This is a genomic window from Streptomyces sp. NPDC050625 (assembly GCF_040654755.1).
GTDB lineage: Bacteria > Actinomycetota > Actinomycetes > Streptomycetales > Streptomycetaceae > Streptomyces.
In genome coordinates this window covers 11,706-27,262 of the sequence record NZ_JBFAIQ010000028.1, presented here as the reverse complement: position 1 = coordinate 27,262, position 15,557 = coordinate 11,706, and the positions used below count along the sequence as shown (strand labels likewise).

Below are 15,557 nucleotides of genomic sequence, written 5' to 3'. Positions count from 1 at the left end.
GACAGACCCGTGGACCCTCCCAAGGACGAGGTGCTGAGCAGTGACTGTTGACATCGCACAGGGCAACGCGCACGGCATTGCCTCCATCTACAACTCCGCCGTGGCGGCCTGGGCGATCGCCGCCGCCTGGGAGGTCGGTGCGCTGGACGAACTGCACCGGGCAAGGACGCTGGACACCGCGGACTTCGCCGCGCGCGCCGGACTCGACCCGCAGTCGACCACCGGCCTGTTCCGCGCCCTCGCGGCGGTCGGACTGGTACGGCGCGACGGTGCCGTCGTCTACACCCTCGACGGCTTCGACGACATGTACCGCAACAAGTCGTTCTTCCACTGGCTGACCCGGGGCAGTGCCGAACTGTTCCGGCAGATGCCCGCCGTGCTGCGCACCGAGAACCGCATCGGCGACTACTACCACCGCGACGCCGCCGCCATCGCCTACGCCTGCCGGGAGATCGACCAGGTCACCTACGCGCCCACCTTCTGGGCAGCCATGGACCGGGTGGACTTCCCCTTCACCCGCGTCGCCGATCTCGGCTGCGGCAGCGGCGCCCGCCTCATGCAGATCCTCGACCGCCACCCGGGCGCGACGGGAGTCGGCGTCGACATCGCCCGGCCCTCCCTCGACGTGGCGAGGAAGGAGGCGGCCGAGGCCGGGTTCGCGGACCGCGCCGACTTCGTGCAGGGCGACGTGCTGCGCCTGGAACCCCGTCCCGAGTACGCCGACATCGAACTGCTCACCTGCTTCATGATGGGCCACGACTTCTGGCCCCGGGAGAACTGCGTGGCCACCCTGCGCCGGCTGCGCGAGGTCTTCCCCGCGGCCCGGCGCCTGCTGATCGGCGACGCCACCCGCACCGCGCTGCCCGACACCGAACTGCCCGTCTTCACGCTCGGGTTTGAGCTCGGCCACGACCTGATGGGCACCTTCCTGCCGACCGTCGAGAACTGGGAGTCGGTCTTCGAGGAGGGCGGCTGGGAGCTGGTGCGCACCAACCGCATCGACATCACCGTCGGCGAGGTCATCTTCGAACTCGCCTGATCCGCACGGCACACCGGACCCCGGACCCCGGACCCCGGACCCCGGGCCACGGCGTCACCGCCGGCCGCCCGGGGACGCGCCGTCCGGTGCGGCCCGCTCCGCACGATCGGTAAGTCGTTTGACGCAACCCATGGAGTCACGCATGACCACACTCGCGCAGGCCGTCGGGCAGACCCTCGCCGGCAGCGGCATCCGGCACGCGTTCGGGGTGGTGGGCGGCGGGAACATCCTGGCCACCGCCGCGCTGACCGCGGCGGGCGTGCGGTACACGGCGGCCCGGCACGAGGGCGGGGCCATGGCGATGGCCGACGCCTACTTCCGGGCGACCGGCGACGTCGCGATCTGCACCACCACCCACGGGCCCGGCATCGCCAACACCGTCACCGCGCTGGCGGACGCGGCCAAGAACCGCAGCGGGGTCGTCCTGCTGTGCGGCGACGCCCCGCTTGGCGGCCCGCGGCCGCACGACATCGACCAGAGCGCGCTCATGGCCGCCCTCGGGGTCCGTGTCGTCCGGCTCACCGAGCCACGCACGGCCCGCGCGGACACCGCCGACGCCGTACGCATCGCCCGCGAACAACGCTGCCCCGTCGCCGTGTTCCTGCCGGGCGACCTGCTCGGCCTTCCGCTCCCCGACGAGCGCGACGCCGTGGCGCCGGGCGCGGCGAGCCTGCCGCCCGCCGTGGACGGCCGTGCCCTGGAGCCGGTCCTCGACGCCCTGGCCGGGGCGCGCCGCCCGCTGCTCCTCGCCGGACTCGGTGCCTGGCACTCCGGCGCGGGCAAGATCCTGAGCGAGCTGGGCGACCGCCTCGGCGCACTGTTCGCGACCACCGTCATGGCGAGCGGACTGTTCCACGACAGCCCCTGGTCCCTGGGGGTCTGCGGCGGCTTCGCGGCACCGGACGCGGCCGCGCTGATGGCCGAGGCCGATGTGGTCGTCGCCTTCGGCGCGAGCCTGGACACCTTCACCCTGCACGGCGGCCGGATCCTCGACCCGGCGGCCACCGTCGTCCAGGTCGACATCGCCGAGTGCAGGCGGGCGAAGCGGACCGACCTCCTGGTGACCGGTGACGCCCACGCCGTCGCGGTACGGCTGCTCGACGCGGTCGAGCAGCGGGCGCTGCCCGTGCCGGACTGGCGTCACCGGCGCGCCGCGCGGGTCACCCGGGCGCGCGCCGGATGGGCGGCCCTCGCCCACGAGGACGCCTCCACCGCCGACCGGATCGACCCGCACACCCTGACCCGGTCCCTGGCCGCGCTGCTGCCCGAGGAACGCACGGTGGTGCTGGACGGCGGGCACTTCATCGCCTGGCCCGGGATGTACTGGCCCGTCCCCGACCCGGCGGGCTTCGTCTTCACCGGCGCCGCCTTCCAGAGCATCGGCCTGGGCCTGGCCGGCGCGGTCGGCGCGGCGGTGGGCCGCCCCGACCGGCTGACCGTGGCGGCGGTGGGCGACGGCGGCGCGCTGATGGGCCTGCCCGAGCTGGACACACTGGTGCGCTCGGGCCGGCCGGCGCTCGTGGTCGTCTACGACGACGCGGCCTACGGCTTCGAGGAGCACATGTACGCGCCGCAGGGCGCCGACCCGGCCACGCTGTCCTTCGCCGACACCGACTTCGCCGCGGTGGCCCGCGGGCTGGGCGCCACCGCGGTCACGGTACGGCGCCCGGACGACCTCGACGCCGTACGGCGCTGGCGTACGGCGGGCTGCCCGGGCACCCTGGTCCTGGACTGCAAGGTGGTGTCCGGCGTCATCGCCCCGTTCCTGGCCGACCTGCTGGAACGGACCTGAGGGCTCAGCCGCCGAGCAGGCCCCCGCGGGCCTCGCGCAGCCCCTCGAACGAGTCGAGGTCGGGAACCGTCCAGCCGTCCAGGTCGTACTCGGACAGGCACTGGTCGACGAACGCCTTGTAGTCGTCGAGCTGTCCGCTCGCCGTCTGCGCGAACAGCAGCTCGGTACGGACGTTCTCGTGGTTGCCCGAGTAGTTGCGCTCGTACAGCTCGTGCCGCCCGCCGAACTCGGTGCCCACCGCGTCCCACAGCAGCTTCAGGACCTTGACGCGCTGGACGGCGTCGATGCCGTCCGAACCGCGCACGTACTTGTCGAGGTAGGGCCGGATCTGCGGGTTCTTGAAGTCCTCGGCGCTGGAGTTCAGATAGATCAGGCCGCTGGCCACGTCCTGCTGGATGATCTCCTTGATCCGCGGATAGCCGATCTGCATGAACCACCGGTAGGCCATGCCGTACTGCGGATTGGGCAGCACCGCCCCGTTGCGCCACTTCACCGGATTGCGCGCGGCCGCGTCCGACAGCCCCCAGAACAGGTTCCGCCAGGCGAGCACCTCGCCCAGGCGCGTCTGCACGCCCCGGAAGTCCTGCGTCCCCGTGATCTCCAGCGCCTTGGCCAGCGCCCCGGCGAGGAACTCCAGCTTCACGGCGAGGCGGACGCAGCCGTGGAAGGTGAACCGCTCCAGGAAGCCCGACTGCCCCGAGAACATCTGGATCTTGGCCATGTCGCCGTAGACGAAGACGTCCTCCCACGGGATCAGGACCTTGTCCAGGACGAGGATCGTGTCGTTCTCGTCCAGCCGTGACGACAGCGGATAGTCGAAGGGGCTGCCCATGACGGCGGACATCGCGGTGTAGGACGGGCGGCAGATCAGCTTCACCCCCGGCGCGCCCGTGGGCACCGTGGCGACCAGCGCGAACTCCTTCTTCCGCACCGGCAGGCCGTAGTGCGCGATGAAGTTGTGGTGGGTGAGCGCCGAGCCGGTGGCGACCACCTTGGCGCCGCTGACGACCAGGCCCGCGTCGGTCTCCTTCTCCACGTGGACGAAGACGTCCGAGACCTCGTCCGCCGGGCGGCTGCGGTCGACAGGCGGATGCACGATCGCGTGGTTCCAGTACAGGACCTTCTCCTGCGACTCGCGGTACCAGCGGCGCGCGTTGTCCGAGAAGGGGGCGTAGAAGTCGGCGTTGGCGCCGAGCGTGCCGAGGAAGGCGGCCTTGTAGTCGGGGCTGCGCCCCATCCAGCCGTAGCTCATCCGCGACCAGGCGGCGATCGCCCGCTGGTCGGCCACCAGGTCCTCGGCGCTGTGCGGGGTGGTGAAGAACCGGTGGGTGTAGCCGCCGCTGCCGGTGTCGGTCGCGGTGGTCAGCACCTCGCGGTGGGCCGGGTCGTGCAGCGCGTCGTACAGGCGGGCCGTCATCCGCACCGGGTTGCGGAAGGCCGGGTGCGCGGTGACGTCCTTGACGCGCTCCCCGTACAGATACACCTCGCGGTCGTCCCGCAGGCTCTCGACGTATTCCTCGCCCGTCAACGGACGGGCGGTGGAAGCCTTTTCGCGGCCTGCTCCGGCGTGCTGCTGATCGGTCATGCGCCTCATCGTGACAGCCGCCGGCCGGCGGAGGCTTCTTGCTGCGTGCGGGAGCCGGCCCAGCCCCGCGCCGACGTGCCGAAGTCGCGCCGAGCACCGCAACAGCGCACGGACGGAGGTGCCTCGAGGGCCCCCGCGGTGTGAGCGTCGGGTGCGCGAAACGGTCCCGCTTCGACGACCGACACCTCTGTACCTTTCGGGAGGACCCACGATGCTCACCGCCGACATCCCCACGCGAGCACACCTGGTGCAGCGTGCCGGCGAACTCGCACCGCTGCTGAAGAAGAACGCCGCGCAGGCGGAGGAGGACCGGCGGCTGCAGGACGAGACGATCGAGGCACTGGCCGAGGCGGGACTGTTCAAGCTTCGCGTGCCCAAGCGCTACGGCGGCTACGAGGTCGACACCCGCACCCTGGTCGAGGTCGCCGCAGAGCTCGGCCGCGCCGACGGGGCGGCCTCCTGGACGACATCGGTCTACTGGATCCCCACCTTCATGGCGTGCCTGTTCCCCGACAGCGTCCAGGACGAGGTGTTCGCCACCCCCGACGTGCGCATCTGCGGCACGCTCAGCCCGTCGGCGCTGGCCGCCCCGGCCGAGGGCGGCATCGTCGTCAACGGCAAGTGGGGCTTCGTCAGCGGCGCCCGGCACGCCCACTGGCAGGAGATCATCGCCGTCCAGCCGACGCCCGACGGCCGGCACCTGCCGGTCATGGCCCTAGTCCCGATGTCGGACCTGAAGATCATCGACGACTGGGACACCTCCGGCCTGCGCGGCACCGGCAGCGTCAGCACCGTCGCCCAGGACGTCTTCGTACCGCAGGAGCGGGTGATCCCGCTCCCGGCGATCCTGCAGGGCCAGTACGCCTCCGAGCTGAACGCCGCGAGCCCGGTCTACCGCGTCCCGCTGCTGCCGGTCGCCGCCGCATCCTCGGTCGGCACCGTCCTCGGCCTCGCCCGCGCCGCCCGCGACGTCTTCTTCGAGCGGCTGCCCGGCCGCACCCTCACCTACACCGCGTACGAGACCCAGGCCGAGGCGCCGCTGACCCACCACCAGGTCGCCACGGCCACCCTGAAGATCGACCAGGCCGAGTTCCACGCCCACCGCCTCGCCGACCTCGTCGACGCCAAGGGCCTGACCGGCGAGGAGTTCACCGTGGAGGAGCGGGCGCGCGCCCGCGCCGACATGGGCGCCGTGGTCCGCCTCGCCAAGGAGGCCGTCGACATCCTCGCCGCGGCCTCCGGCGGCTCCTCGATCTACCGCGACGTCCCGATCCAGCGGATCAGCCGCGACATCCAGGCCGTCAGCCTCCACGCGCTGATGAACCCGGACACCAACAACGAGCTGTACGGCCGGGTCCTGTGCGGCCTGGAGCCCAACACCCTCTACATCTGAGCCCCTTCACCGACCCGACGCCCCAGGAGCAGCACATGACCGCGCAGAGTACCGAGACCGCCATCACCGTGACCGACGAGGACAAGGCCGCCATCGCCGCGCTGCCCCAGCGCATCGTCGAGGCATGGGCCGCGCACGACGCCGACGCCTTCGCCGGCGTCTTCACCCCCGACGGCACGATGATCATCCCCGGCGTCTTCCAGAAGGGCAGGGACGCCATCCGCGCCTTCATGGCCCAGGCGTTCGCGGGCCCGTTCAAGGGCACCCGCGTCACCGGCACCCCCGTCGACCTGCGTTTCGCCGACAGCGAGTCCGGCATCCTGATCACCCGGGGCGGCGTCATCGCCCCCGGCGAGAGCGAGCCGAGCACCGAGCGCGCCGTCCACGCCTCCTGGGTCGTCGTCAAGCGCGAGGGGCAGTGGTTCCTCGCCGCGTACCAGAACACTCCGCGCCACGCCGCCTGACGGCGCCCGCATCCCCAGAGAGGTGAAGTCCATGACCGACAGGGTGGGCGAGCGCGCGGTGGTGCTCGGCGGCAGCATGGCGGGGCTCCTGGCCGCGCGGGTGCTCGCCGACTCCTACGACGAGGTGCTCGTCGTGGAGCGCGACACGATCAGCGGGGCGACCACGGCCCGCAAGGGCGTGGGGCAGGGACGCCACGTCCACGGGCTGCTCGCACGCGGGCAGCAGATCCTCGACGAGCTGTTCCCCGGGTTCACCCGCGACGCCGTCGAGGCCGGTGTCCCGACCGGCGACCTGGGCGAGCTGCGCTGGTTCTTCAACGGCCGCCGACTCAGCCCCGGTACGACCGGTCTGATCTGCGTCTCGGCCACGCGCCCGGTGCTGGAGAGCCGGGTGCGCGAGCGGGTCGCGGCGCTGCCCGGCGTGACCCTGCTGGAGCGGCACGACATCGTCGGGCTGGTGGCCGACGACGCCAGCGACACCGTCACTGGTGTCCGCGTGCAGTCCCAGGAGCCGGGGGCGGGGGAGCGGACGATCGGGGCGGACCTCGTCGTCGACGCGACCGGACGCGGCTCGCGCACCCCGCTGTGGCTGGAGGAGTTCGGCTACGAGCGGCCCGAGGAGGCGCGCATCCGCATCGACCTCAGCTACACCACGCGCAAGTTCCGGCTGCGCGACGAGGCGGTACTCGCCGGGGACCTGTCGATCAACCCCGTCTCCTCGCCGAGCCACCGGCGCGGTGCGTTCCTGTCCCGGATCGAGGACGGCCTCGTCGTCGTCTCCCTCACCGGCGTGCTCGGCGACAGCGCCCCCGCCGACCTGCCCGGCTTCCTGGAGTGGACGCGCACCCTGCCGGTGCCCGACATCCACGACGTCATCCACGACGCCGAGCCGGTCGACGACGGTGCGGTCTTCCGCTACCCGGCCAGCCAGCGGCGCCACTACGAGCGGCTGTCCCGCTTCCCGGGCCGCTTCCTGGTCCTGGGCGACGCCGCGTGCAGCTTCAACCCGGTGTACGGGCAGGGCATGACCGTCGCCGCGCTGGAGGCGCTGGTGCTGCGCGACCACCTCAGCCGGGGCGAGGTCGACCCCAAGGCGTTCCTGGCGGACATCGCGCAGGTCATCGAGGTGCCCTGGCAGTTCTCCGCCGGCGCCGACCTCGGCTACCCCGAGGTCGAGGGCGAGCGCACCCCCGAGTGGGAGGCGTCCGGCGCCTTCATGGCCGCGCTGCACGCCGCGGCCGTCGTCGACGGCGAGGTCACGGCCACGTTCATGCGCGTCGCGGGCCTGGTCGCCACACCGGACGCGCTGATGAGCCCCGACATGCTGCGACGGGTCGAGGAAGGCGCACGCGAGTCCGCGGCGGCCCTCGCCGCGTAACACCCGCGACCACCCGTGCCGGCTCCCCGCAGGGAGCCGTGAGCCATGAGCCCGTCCCGCGCCAGGCGCGGGACGGGCTCATGCATGTACGGCCGCAGCCGCACTCCTCCGGTCACCCGGGCCCGCGCCCGTAGCCGGGCAAACCGAAGGGCCGTCCGGGATCTCAGGTCTCGGACGGCCCTTCGCGCGCGGGGCTCAGTGGGCGGCGGTCGCGCCCGCCGGTACCTTCGCGTTCAGCCGTACCGGCAGGCCGCGGTGGCCGTTCATGATGAACGTCGGCAGCGGCTGGAGCTCGTCGCGGTCGACGGCCAGCTCCAGGTCCGGGAAGCGCTCGAACAGCCGGGACAGACCGGTCGTGGCCACCAGGCGGGCGATGCCCGCGCCCAGGCAGTAGTGCGGCCCGAACCCGAACGACAGGTGGGACTTGTCGGTCCGCGTGAGGTCGAACGTCTCGGGCGCGGCGGCGTGCAGCTCGGGATCGCGGCCCACCGCGGCGTAGTTGACCAGGATCGGGTCGCCCTTCGGGATGGTCACCCCGTCCAGCTCGATGTCCTCCGCCGCGTAGCGCAGCGGCAGATGAGCCAGCGGCGACTCCACGCGCAGCGTCTCGTCGATCACGTCGTCCCAGGTGGCGCGCCCGGAACGGACCAGCTCCAGCTGCGAACGGTCGCTCAGCAGCGCGGTGATGGCGTTGTCGAAGAAGTTGATCGTGGTCTCCGAGCCGGCCCCGAGGATCGCGAAGATCGTGTCGGTCAGCTCGTCCTCGGACAGCCGCGAGCCGTCCTCGTCGCGAGCGGCGACCAGGTCGCTGGTGATGTCCTCGCCCGGCTCGCGCCGCTTGTCGGCGATCAGCTCGGCCATCGCGCCGCGCCAGCCCGCCAGCACGCCCTGGGCCTGCTCCGGGGTGATGGTGGTGTCCACCATCGCGTCGATGACCTTGGCGGTCTTGGCGCGGGCCTCCTCCGGCATGCCGATCAGGTCGGCCACCAGCCGGGCCGGCAGCGGGTAGGCGAACCGCTCGCGCAGGTCCACCGTCTCACCGGGCCCGGCCTGCTCCAGCGCGTCGAGCAGCTGGTCGGTCAGCTCCTCCACGCGGGGACGGAACGCCTCGGCGCGGCGCGGGGTGAACGCCTTGCCGACCAGCTTGCGCAGCCGCACGTGGTTCTTGCCGTAGGCCGTCACCATGTTGTCCATCGCGACCCAGCTGATCAACTCCCAGTCCGGCGGCACCTCGCCGTTGACAAAGGCCGGCCAGTGGTTGCGGGCGCTCTTGGTCACACGCGGGTCGGCGAGCACCTGCTTGATCACCGCGTGTCCGTTCAGCGACCAGGCGAGCACACCGCCCGGCAGCTCCACCTGGGTCGCCGGGCCCTTGGCCCGCAGGGCCGCGGCCTCGGCGTGGATGCCGCGGCCGGTGGTGTCGAGGGCGAAGGGGCAGCCTTGTTCCATGGGTTCGTCCCGATCTGTCAGAAGTGAGGTCGTGGGCGGAGCCGGAGGTGGCGTCCAGGGGCGCAGCGCGGCGGCACTCACCGGCCCGCCGCAGCGAAGTGCGCCTGGGCCAGCTCGCGGTTGGCGAGCGAGGAGAGGAAGACGCCGTTGCCGGCGTGGCTGTGCAGCGTGGACAGGTCGCGCCAGACCCGCTCGATGCGCTCGCCGGCCCGCACCGAGCTGGACCCCGCGGTCGGGAACAGCTGCCCCTCGACCGCCCGCCAGGCCAGCCGCACGGCCTCCCGGCTGATGGTGGCCAGCCGGAGTTCCTCCTCGCGGGTGAACGCCGCCGCCTCCTTGCGGCACAGCTCCTGCCACTGCTGCGTGGCGTGCAGCACCGCCGCCTCGGCCGCGGCGATCATGCCGGTGGCCTCGCCGTAGCGGAACTGGAAGTCGGGGTCCTCGGTGCGCGGGACGATCGGGAAGAACGTCGTCGTACGGCTGCGCATCAGCTGCTCGTACGCGTCCAGGGCGCCCTTGGCCATGCCGACGGCGAGGACGCCCAGCTCCAGCAGCATGAAGCTGAGCGGACCGCCGCCGTACTCGGGGCCGTGCAGGCTGCGTCCCGGGATCTGTTCGGTGACCGGCATCTGGCTCAGGTGCCCGCCGAGCGTGTAATGCCCGGGCACGCGGCCGCCCTCGATGCGGATGCTGTGCGAACCGCTGCCCTTGAGGCCGAGCTGGGCACCCCAGTCGTCCAGCCGCTCGAACTGCTCGCGCGGGGCGACGAACAGCATCGGCGCGGGAGGCTCGCCCTCACCCTGGGCCACCAGGGTGTGGCCGATGAAGTGGGTGGCGTAGGGGGCGCCGGAGCAGTAGCCCCAGGTGCCGTCGAGCACCCAGCCGCCCTCGCCGTCGGGCCGCGCCGAGCCTGCCGGGGCGACCGTCGCGGGACAGATGAAGTCGCCGCCGGCGAACAGCTCCGCCTGCGTGGCCTCGTCGAACAGGGTGCCCACGACCAGCGCGTGCGCGGCGCCGAAGAGGTACATCCAGCCGGTCGAGGGGCAGCCGCGGGCCAGCGCCATGGAGACCTTCATGAAGGTCTCGGGGCCGAACTCGTAGCCGCCGTAACGACGCGGTACGAGGATGCGGTAGAAGCCGGCGCGGGCGAAGGCCTCGTGGGTGTCCTCGGCGTAGAAGCCGCGCCGCTCGGTCTCGGCCTGCCGCTCGACCAGGGTCGCGGCCAGGGCCTCGGCCCGGGCGACGATCTCCTCGGGAGTCAGGCCGGGCTCCGGGGGAGTCACGGGGGCGAAGGGGGCCAGGGTTGTCATCGTCGATGGATCCTCTTGGCGTCGAAGGGGGCTCGGCTCCCGCGGGTCAGTCCAGCGGGGTGTGGGGCGCGTCGGCCAGCGTGCTCAGCAGTTCGCGGAAGCGGGCCACCAGTTCGGCCGCGGTGGACTCGTCGAAGCGGTTGTGGTCGAACTTCAGGCTTCCGGCGAGCTGCCCGTTCGGCAGCACGTCCATCGCCCACAGACCGCCGTCCGGGATCGCCGAACTGACCCGCTGCGACAGGGTCCTGTGCCGGATCTCCGCGAACCGCAGGCCGCCGGCCGGGGTTCCCTCCATCGGGAACGCGGTCTGCAGCACCTCGAACGCGACGACGGCGAGGGAGCCGTTGGCGAACGGGGCGAGCAGCGCGGGGCTGTCCTCGGCGATCCGGGCGAAGGGGATCTCGTGCTGGTAGGCGCCGACACAGGCGGCGCGCGCCCGCTCCCGCACCTCGGCCAGGGTCTCGCAGCCAGTGGTGTCGATCCGTACGGGCATGAAGTTGAAGAACGGGCCGACCGCGTCCATGAACCGCTCCTCGTAGCGGCCGGAGGAGAAGGTCGGGAAGACCACGTCGGTGGTGCCGGTGCGCTCGCGCAGCAGCACGCTGTAGGCGGCGGCCATCACCATGAACGGCGTGCAGCGCGTGTCCCGGGCGGACCTCAGGACGGCCGAGGACAGCTGCGCGTCGAAGACGAACCGGTGCACGCCGTACGCGCTCGCCAGGTTCTCGTCCCGCGGCCGGTCCGAGGCGATCCCGGTGATCTGCGCCCCCGCCAGCCGCTCGCGCCAGTAGCCGCGCGCACGGTCCACGCGTCCGCTCGCGGCGGTGTCCTGCTGTCGGCGGGCGAACTCCTGGTACTGCGCGGGTACGGCCTGGTCGGCCGGGTGGTGCGTCACGCGCGCCGCATAGGCGGCGGCCAGGTCGCGCATGATCACCTGAAGCGACCAGGCGTCGGTGGAGGTGTGGTGGGTGGCCAGCACCAGGACCGCGTCCGTGGCGTCGAAGCGGCCCACGGCGGCGCGCAGGTGCGGCAGTTCGCGCACCGCGAACGGGCGGGCGTCCAGCTCGTTCAGGAACTCCTCGGCACGCACGTCACGCGCCGTCGCCGCGTCGGCGCCCAGCTCGCTGACCTCCAGCGGGACCGGCGACGGCGGCTCGACCACCTGGTGGCCGCCCTGCTCGTCGCCGCGCAGGGAGGTGCGCAGCACCTCGTGGCGGACCACGACGTCGTCGAGGGCCAGTTGGAGGGCGGCGAGGTCCATCTCGCCGGTGACCCGCCAGCCGCACACCAGGGTGTGGCGGTGACCGAAGGCACCGTCCGTCTCGCCCTTGTCGAACGCGCGCAGGAACTCCTGGTTGTACGACAGCGGGATGCGCTGGGCCATACCCTCCGCCTTCGGCGGCACGGCGGTGATGCTCACGTGATCCAGTCCTCTCCGGGTGGTGGGGCGGTGCGCCCGCGGGCGCGGCCGCCGGGGTTCAGGCGGCGGCCGCCTCGGCCGCCTCGTGGCGGTGGTCCGAGGCCCGGGCGATGAAGTCGAGGCACTGCGCGCGGTCGGCCGGGCCGTGGGCGACCGGCCAGCCGGCCGGGGTCTCCAGCTCGGCGGGCCACAGCGAGTGCCGGCCCAGGGTGTTGACGAGGACGACGCACTCGCGCCCGGCGGTGCCCTCGGCGGCGGGCCGGCCGGTCATCGCGCGGCCCCCGCGAGTCCGGCCTCCTCGGTGAGTTCCTCCAGGCGGCGGTCCAGTTCGGCGACCGTCGGATGGTTCAGCACATCGCCGACGGAGATCTCGAAGCCCAGCTCGGCCTCGATGCGGGAGGCCAGGCGCACGGCCTGCAGCGACTCACCGCCGAGCGCGAAGAAGCTGTCGTCCACGCCCACTTCGGGCACACCGAGCACGCGGGAGAACAGCGCGCACAGAACGTCCTGCCGTTCGCCGGCCGCCCGGGCGGAGCCGGTGCCGTGCCGCGGTGCGGGCGCGGGCAGCGCCGCGCGGTCCAGCTTCCCGTTGGCCGTCAGGGGCAGCTCGGCGAGCTCGACGAACGCCGCGGGCACCATGTAGTCGGGCAGCACCTCGGCGACGGCGGTGCGCAGCGCCGCCAGGTCCAGACCCGGTGCCTTGGGCACGAGGTAGGCGACCAGGCGCCGCTCGCCGCCCTCCTGCTCCAGGGCGACCACGGCGGCGTGGGCCACACCCTCGCGCCCCGCCAGCACGTGCTCCACCTCGGCCGGCTCCACGCGGAAACCCCGGATCTTGACCTGGTCGCCGACGCGGCCGGCGAACTCCAGTCCGTGCGGGCCGCGTCGCATGAGGTCGCCGGTGCGGTACATCCGGGTCCCCGGAGCATCGGGGTCCTCGACGAAGCGTTCGGCCGTCAGGTCCGGGCGCCGGTAGTAGCCGAGGGCGAGCCGCTCGCCCGCGATGTACAGCTCCCCGGTCCCGCCGTCGGCCACCGGGCGCAGCCGCTCGTCCAGCAGCCGTGCGTCGACCGTGTCCAGCGGCCGGCCGACGGGTATCACGGCGGTCGGCTCGTAGGGCGCGGTCAGCGTCGCGGAGGCGGCGAAGGAGGACACCTCGGTGGCGCCGTACATGGCGCGCACGACCAGGTCGGGGCAGGCGTCGAGGACGCGCCCGACGGCAGCCGGGGAGATGACGTCCCCTCCGGTCAGGACCTCGCGCACGGTGGCGAAGCTGTCCGGGGCCTCGTCGGCGAAGAGCCGGAACAGACCGGCGGTGACGTGCAGCGCGGTGACGCCGTGCGCCGTGATGAGCCGGCGCACCGCGCGTACGTCCAGGTCGCCGGGCGGCGGCAGCACGATCTCGCCGCCGCGCAGCAGCGGGACCCACAGCTCGTAGGTGGAGACACCGAAGGCGTACGGGGCGAGCGCCAGGATCCGCCGGTGTGCGTCACCGTCCCAGCAGGAGTCGTCGACCAGGCCGAGCACACCGCGGTGGGGGACCGTGACGCCCTTCGGCTCACCGGTGGAGCCCGAGGTGTGGATGACGTACGCCGGCGCCTCGGGCCCCGCCGGGACACCCGGGTCGGTGGCGGGGGCAGCGGCCGTGGCCTCGTCGCCGGCGGGCAGGACGACCTGGCGGGTGCGGGGCAGCCCGCGTGCCCGGCTCGCCCGGTCCGTGAGCAGCACCGGGGAGCCGGCCCGGTCCATGATCTGCTGCATCCGCGGCAGCGGGTGCGCGCTGTGCAGCGGCAGGTAGAAGGCACCGGCCTTGAGGGTGGCGAGGATCGCGACCACCAGGTCGGCGGAGCGCTCCATCAGCACCGCGACCGGATCCCGCGGCTCGACGCCCGTCCCGAGCAGCCGGTGGGCGAGGCGGTTGGCCCGCTCGTCCAGCTGACGGTAGGTCAATGTCTCGTCGCCCGCCGACACCGCCACCGCGTCCGGCGTCCGGCGTGCCTGCGCGGCGAAACGTTCGTGAATCGAGGTGGAGACCATCGCTTACGTCCAATCGCTCGTCCCTGCCGAGGGCAGCCCGCACGCAGGCGGCCTGACGGGTCAGCCGGAACGGTCACACAGGGCCGCCGGGCGCTGCATCTCCTGGATTGCCGTGCGTCATACGGCAGTTGGCGGCCGTCCGCCGGGTCGCGGCGGCCCGCGGCAACACCGCACGGCAGAAGATGGCGCCGCAATCACGCCATGCCCATGCTGAACAAGCCATCGAGACACAGAGGAGCTCTGACGCAGTGAATGCCAATCGGGCCGCGGCACCGGCCCCACAGACCAAGCGCGTCGGGGGCCTCGACGGTGTCCGCGCGCTGTGTGCCCTCGGAGTGGCGGCCGTCCACACGTCCTTCGCCGCCGGAGTCATGGGTGCCTACACGGCACGGCCCGGCAACCAGGCCCTCGCCGACCTGCTGGCCGGAATGCGCCCGCTGGCGCTGGGCCCCTTCTTCGTCCTGTCCGGCATGCTGTTGTACCGGCCCTTCGCCCGTTGGACCCTCGGCGGCGCCGAGCGCCCCAAGGTCGGCCCGTTCCTCGCCAAGCGCCTGGCCCGGCTGTGGCCCGCCTACATACTCCTGTCGCTGGTCTGCGTGTTCCTGCTCAACTTCGACGCGGTCGACGGAGTCTGGTACGTGCTGCGGCCGATCCTGATGCTCCAGGTCTACGACTACACGTGGATCGCCGGCATGGACCCGGCCTGGACCGTCCCGGCCGAGATGCAGTACTACCTCGCCCTCCCGCTGCTGGCCGTACTGATGCACTGGCTGGCCCGGGGCACGGACGACCCGGTGCGCAAGGTGCGCCGCATGATGGTGCCGCTGGCGCTCATCACCGTCGGATCAGCGGTGTGGACGTACTACATCCACCGCCCGCAGATGGGCATCTACCCCACCAAGTACTGGTGGCCGCTCGGGGTCGGCGGTGCCTTCGCCCTCGGTATGGCGATGGCCCTGCTGCACGTCCTCGCCGAGCTGCGGCCCGACCGCAAGCCCGCCCTGTACCGGATCGCCGCCGACCACCCGCTGCTGTTCTGGATCGGCGCCCTGGCCGTCTACGCCTTCAACTGCACCCAGCCCTTCGGCCGCCCCGGCTACGGCGACTACGAGGGCGTCGGCCTCGCCCTGACCCAGTACTTCCTGCTGCTGGTCTTTTCCTACCTGATGGTGATGCCGCTCTCGATCCCCGGCACCAAGTCCCGGGTCGTCGACGCGATCGTCGCCAACCCCGTCTCGCGCTACCTGGGACGCATCTCCTACGGCATCTACCTGTGGCACTTCGCCATCATGTACTTCTGGTTCCAGACCGGCAGCGTCTTCGGCACCCAGCCGGGCCTGATGAACCAGCTGCGCGGCACGATCGGCTTCCCGGAGCTGATGACCGCGGTGCTCGTCGGCAGCATCCTGGCCGCCAGCGCGAGCCACTACCTCGTCGAACGCCCCATCGTGAAGGCCGTCGGACGCTGGGCCGCCCGCAAGGACGGCGCCGGCCGGGCCGCCACCCCCGCGCAGGAGGCGTACACCGTCGCCGGACCCCGCTGACCCGCGCACGAGCACGCACCACCCGCCCCGAAGGCCTCCCGGCCCTCGGGGCTTCGTGCGCCCGGTGCGCGGACGCAGCAATTCCGAAGATGCGCCGCGCCCCTCACCGTCAGCACGCTGGACCAGGACACCACCCGACATCCACT

The 15,557-nt window shown here is 72.6% G+C and carries 12 protein-coding genes; 6 read left to right on the top strand and 6 right to left on the bottom strand.

The features are described 5' to 3' along the window. The first annotated feature begins 40 nt into the window (after positions 1-40). Together AB0I54_RS38270 and AB0I54_RS38265 are read left to right on the top strand one after the other, a co-directional pair. Positions 41-1,039 carry a class I SAM-dependent methyltransferase gene (locus AB0I54_RS38270; RefSeq protein WP_363300907.1) on the top strand — a complete coding sequence of 333 codons (999 nt, stop codon included), beginning with the start codon at positions 41-43 and terminating at the stop codon, positions 1,037-1,039. A 142-nt stretch (positions 1,040-1,181) separates the two neighbouring features. Continuing rightward, positions 1,182-2,831 (top strand): thiamine pyrophosphate-binding protein, encoded by a 1,650-nt coding sequence (locus AB0I54_RS38265; RefSeq protein WP_363300906.1) that lies wholly within the window; start codon positions 1,182-1,184, stop codon positions 2,829-2,831. A gap of 4 nt (positions 2,832-2,835) precedes the next feature. Here AB0I54_RS38265 and AB0I54_RS38260 read toward each other — a convergent pair whose 3' ends face one another. Beyond that, the gene (locus AB0I54_RS38260; RefSeq protein ID WP_363300905.1) at positions 2,836-4,416 is read right to left on the bottom strand and encodes a 4-hydroxyphenylacetate 3-hydroxylase N-terminal domain-containing protein; all 1,581 of its coding nucleotides are present in this window, start codon (positions 4,414-4,416) and stop codon (positions 2,836-2,838) included. Between the two features lie 211 nt (positions 4,417-4,627). Here AB0I54_RS38260 and AB0I54_RS38255 point away from each other — a divergent pair, with 211 nt between their 5' ends. Genes AB0I54_RS38255 through AB0I54_RS38245 form a run of 3 tightly spaced genes read left to right on the top strand, consistent with a single transcriptional unit; the run spans position 4,628 to position 7,651 of the window. Beyond that, entirely contained in the window at positions 4,628-5,809 is a 1,182-nt protein-coding gene (locus tag AB0I54_RS38255; protein WP_363300904.1) for an acyl-CoA dehydrogenase family protein, read from the top strand. Between the two features lie 35 nt (positions 5,810-5,844). Next, positions 5,845-6,273 (top strand): SgcJ/EcaC family oxidoreductase, encoded by a 429-nt coding sequence (locus tag AB0I54_RS38250; protein ID WP_363300903.1) that lies wholly within the window; start codon positions 5,845-5,847, stop codon positions 6,271-6,273. 31 nt (positions 6,274-6,304) lie between these two features. Next, positions 6,305-7,651, top strand: a complete 1,347-nt coding sequence (locus AB0I54_RS38245; RefSeq protein WP_363300902.1) for an FAD-dependent oxidoreductase — start codon at positions 6,305-6,307, stop codon at positions 7,649-7,651. A gap of 195 nt (positions 7,652-7,846) precedes the next feature. Here the strand turns inward: AB0I54_RS38245 and AB0I54_RS38240 are convergent, their stop codons facing one another. The 5 genes from AB0I54_RS38240 to AB0I54_RS38220 form a co-directional block, all read right to left on the bottom strand. Next, a complete protein-coding gene (locus AB0I54_RS38240; protein ID WP_363300900.1) occupies positions 7,847-9,100 on the bottom strand; it encodes a cytochrome P450 in 1,254 nt (417 codons plus the stop codon). A gap of 77 nt (positions 9,101-9,177) precedes the next feature. Beyond that, positions 9,178-10,410 (bottom strand): acyl-CoA dehydrogenase family protein, encoded by a 1,233-nt coding sequence (locus tag AB0I54_RS38235; protein ID WP_363300899.1) that lies wholly within the window; start codon positions 10,408-10,410, stop codon positions 9,178-9,180. 46 nt (positions 10,411-10,456) lie between these two features. Further along, positions 10,457-11,830 carry a condensation domain-containing protein gene (locus AB0I54_RS38230; protein WP_363300898.1) on the bottom strand — a complete coding sequence of 458 codons (1,374 nt, stop codon included), beginning with the start codon at positions 11,828-11,830 and terminating at the stop codon, positions 10,457-10,459. A gap of 58 nt (positions 11,831-11,888) precedes the next feature. Beyond that, entirely contained in the window at positions 11,889-12,101 is a 213-nt protein-coding gene (locus AB0I54_RS38225) for an MbtH family NRPS accessory protein (protein ID WP_363300897.1), read from the bottom strand. Next, on the bottom strand, positions 12,098-13,867 hold the full coding sequence (locus AB0I54_RS38220; protein ID WP_363300896.1) for a non-ribosomal peptide synthetase: 1,770 nt from the start codon (positions 13,865-13,867) through the stop codon (positions 12,098-12,100). Before AB0I54_RS38220 ends, AB0I54_RS38225 begins: the two co-directional genes overlap by 4 nt. A gap of 248 nt (positions 13,868-14,115) precedes the next feature. Between AB0I54_RS38220 and AB0I54_RS38215 the strand changes: the two genes are divergently transcribed. Beyond that, a complete protein-coding gene (locus AB0I54_RS38215) occupies positions 14,116-15,411 on the top strand; it encodes an acyltransferase (RefSeq protein WP_363300895.1) in 1,296 nt (431 codons plus the stop codon). Positions 15,412-15,557 lie beyond the last annotated feature (146 nt).

Excerpts from the sequence above, each read along its gene's own strand:
- AB0I54_RS38235 (WP_363300899.1), bottom strand. The coding sequence starts at position 10,410 with ATGACAACCCTGGCCCCCTTCGCCCCCGTGACTCCCCCGGAGCCCGGC.
- AB0I54_RS38220 (WP_363300896.1), bottom strand. The coding sequence starts at position 13,867 with ATGGTCTCCACCTCGATTCACGAACGTTTCGCCGCGCAGGCACGCCGG.
- AB0I54_RS38250 (WP_363300903.1), top strand. The coding sequence starts at position 5,845 with ATGACCGCGCAGAGTACCGAGACCGCCATCACCGTGACCGACGAGGAC.
- AB0I54_RS38245 (WP_363300902.1), top strand. The coding sequence starts at position 6,305 with ATGACCGACAGGGTGGGCGAGCGCGCGGTGGTGCTCGGCGGCAGCATG.
- AB0I54_RS38240 (WP_363300900.1), bottom strand. The coding sequence starts at position 9,100 with ATGGAACAAGGCTGCCCCTTCGCCCTCGACACCACCGGCCGCGGCATC.
- AB0I54_RS38225 (WP_363300897.1), bottom strand. The coding sequence starts at position 12,101 with ATGACCGGCCGGCCCGCCGCCGAGGGCACCGCCGGGCGCGAGTGCGTC.
- AB0I54_RS38265 (WP_363300906.1), top strand. The coding sequence starts at position 1,182 with ATGACCACACTCGCGCAGGCCGTCGGGCAGACCCTCGCCGGCAGCGGC.
- AB0I54_RS38255 (WP_363300904.1), top strand. The coding sequence starts at position 4,628 with ATGCTCACCGCCGACATCCCCACGCGAGCACACCTGGTGCAGCGTGCC.
- AB0I54_RS38260 (WP_363300905.1), bottom strand. The coding sequence starts at position 4,416 with ATGACCGATCAGCAGCACGCCGGAGCAGGCCGCGAAAAGGCTTCCACC.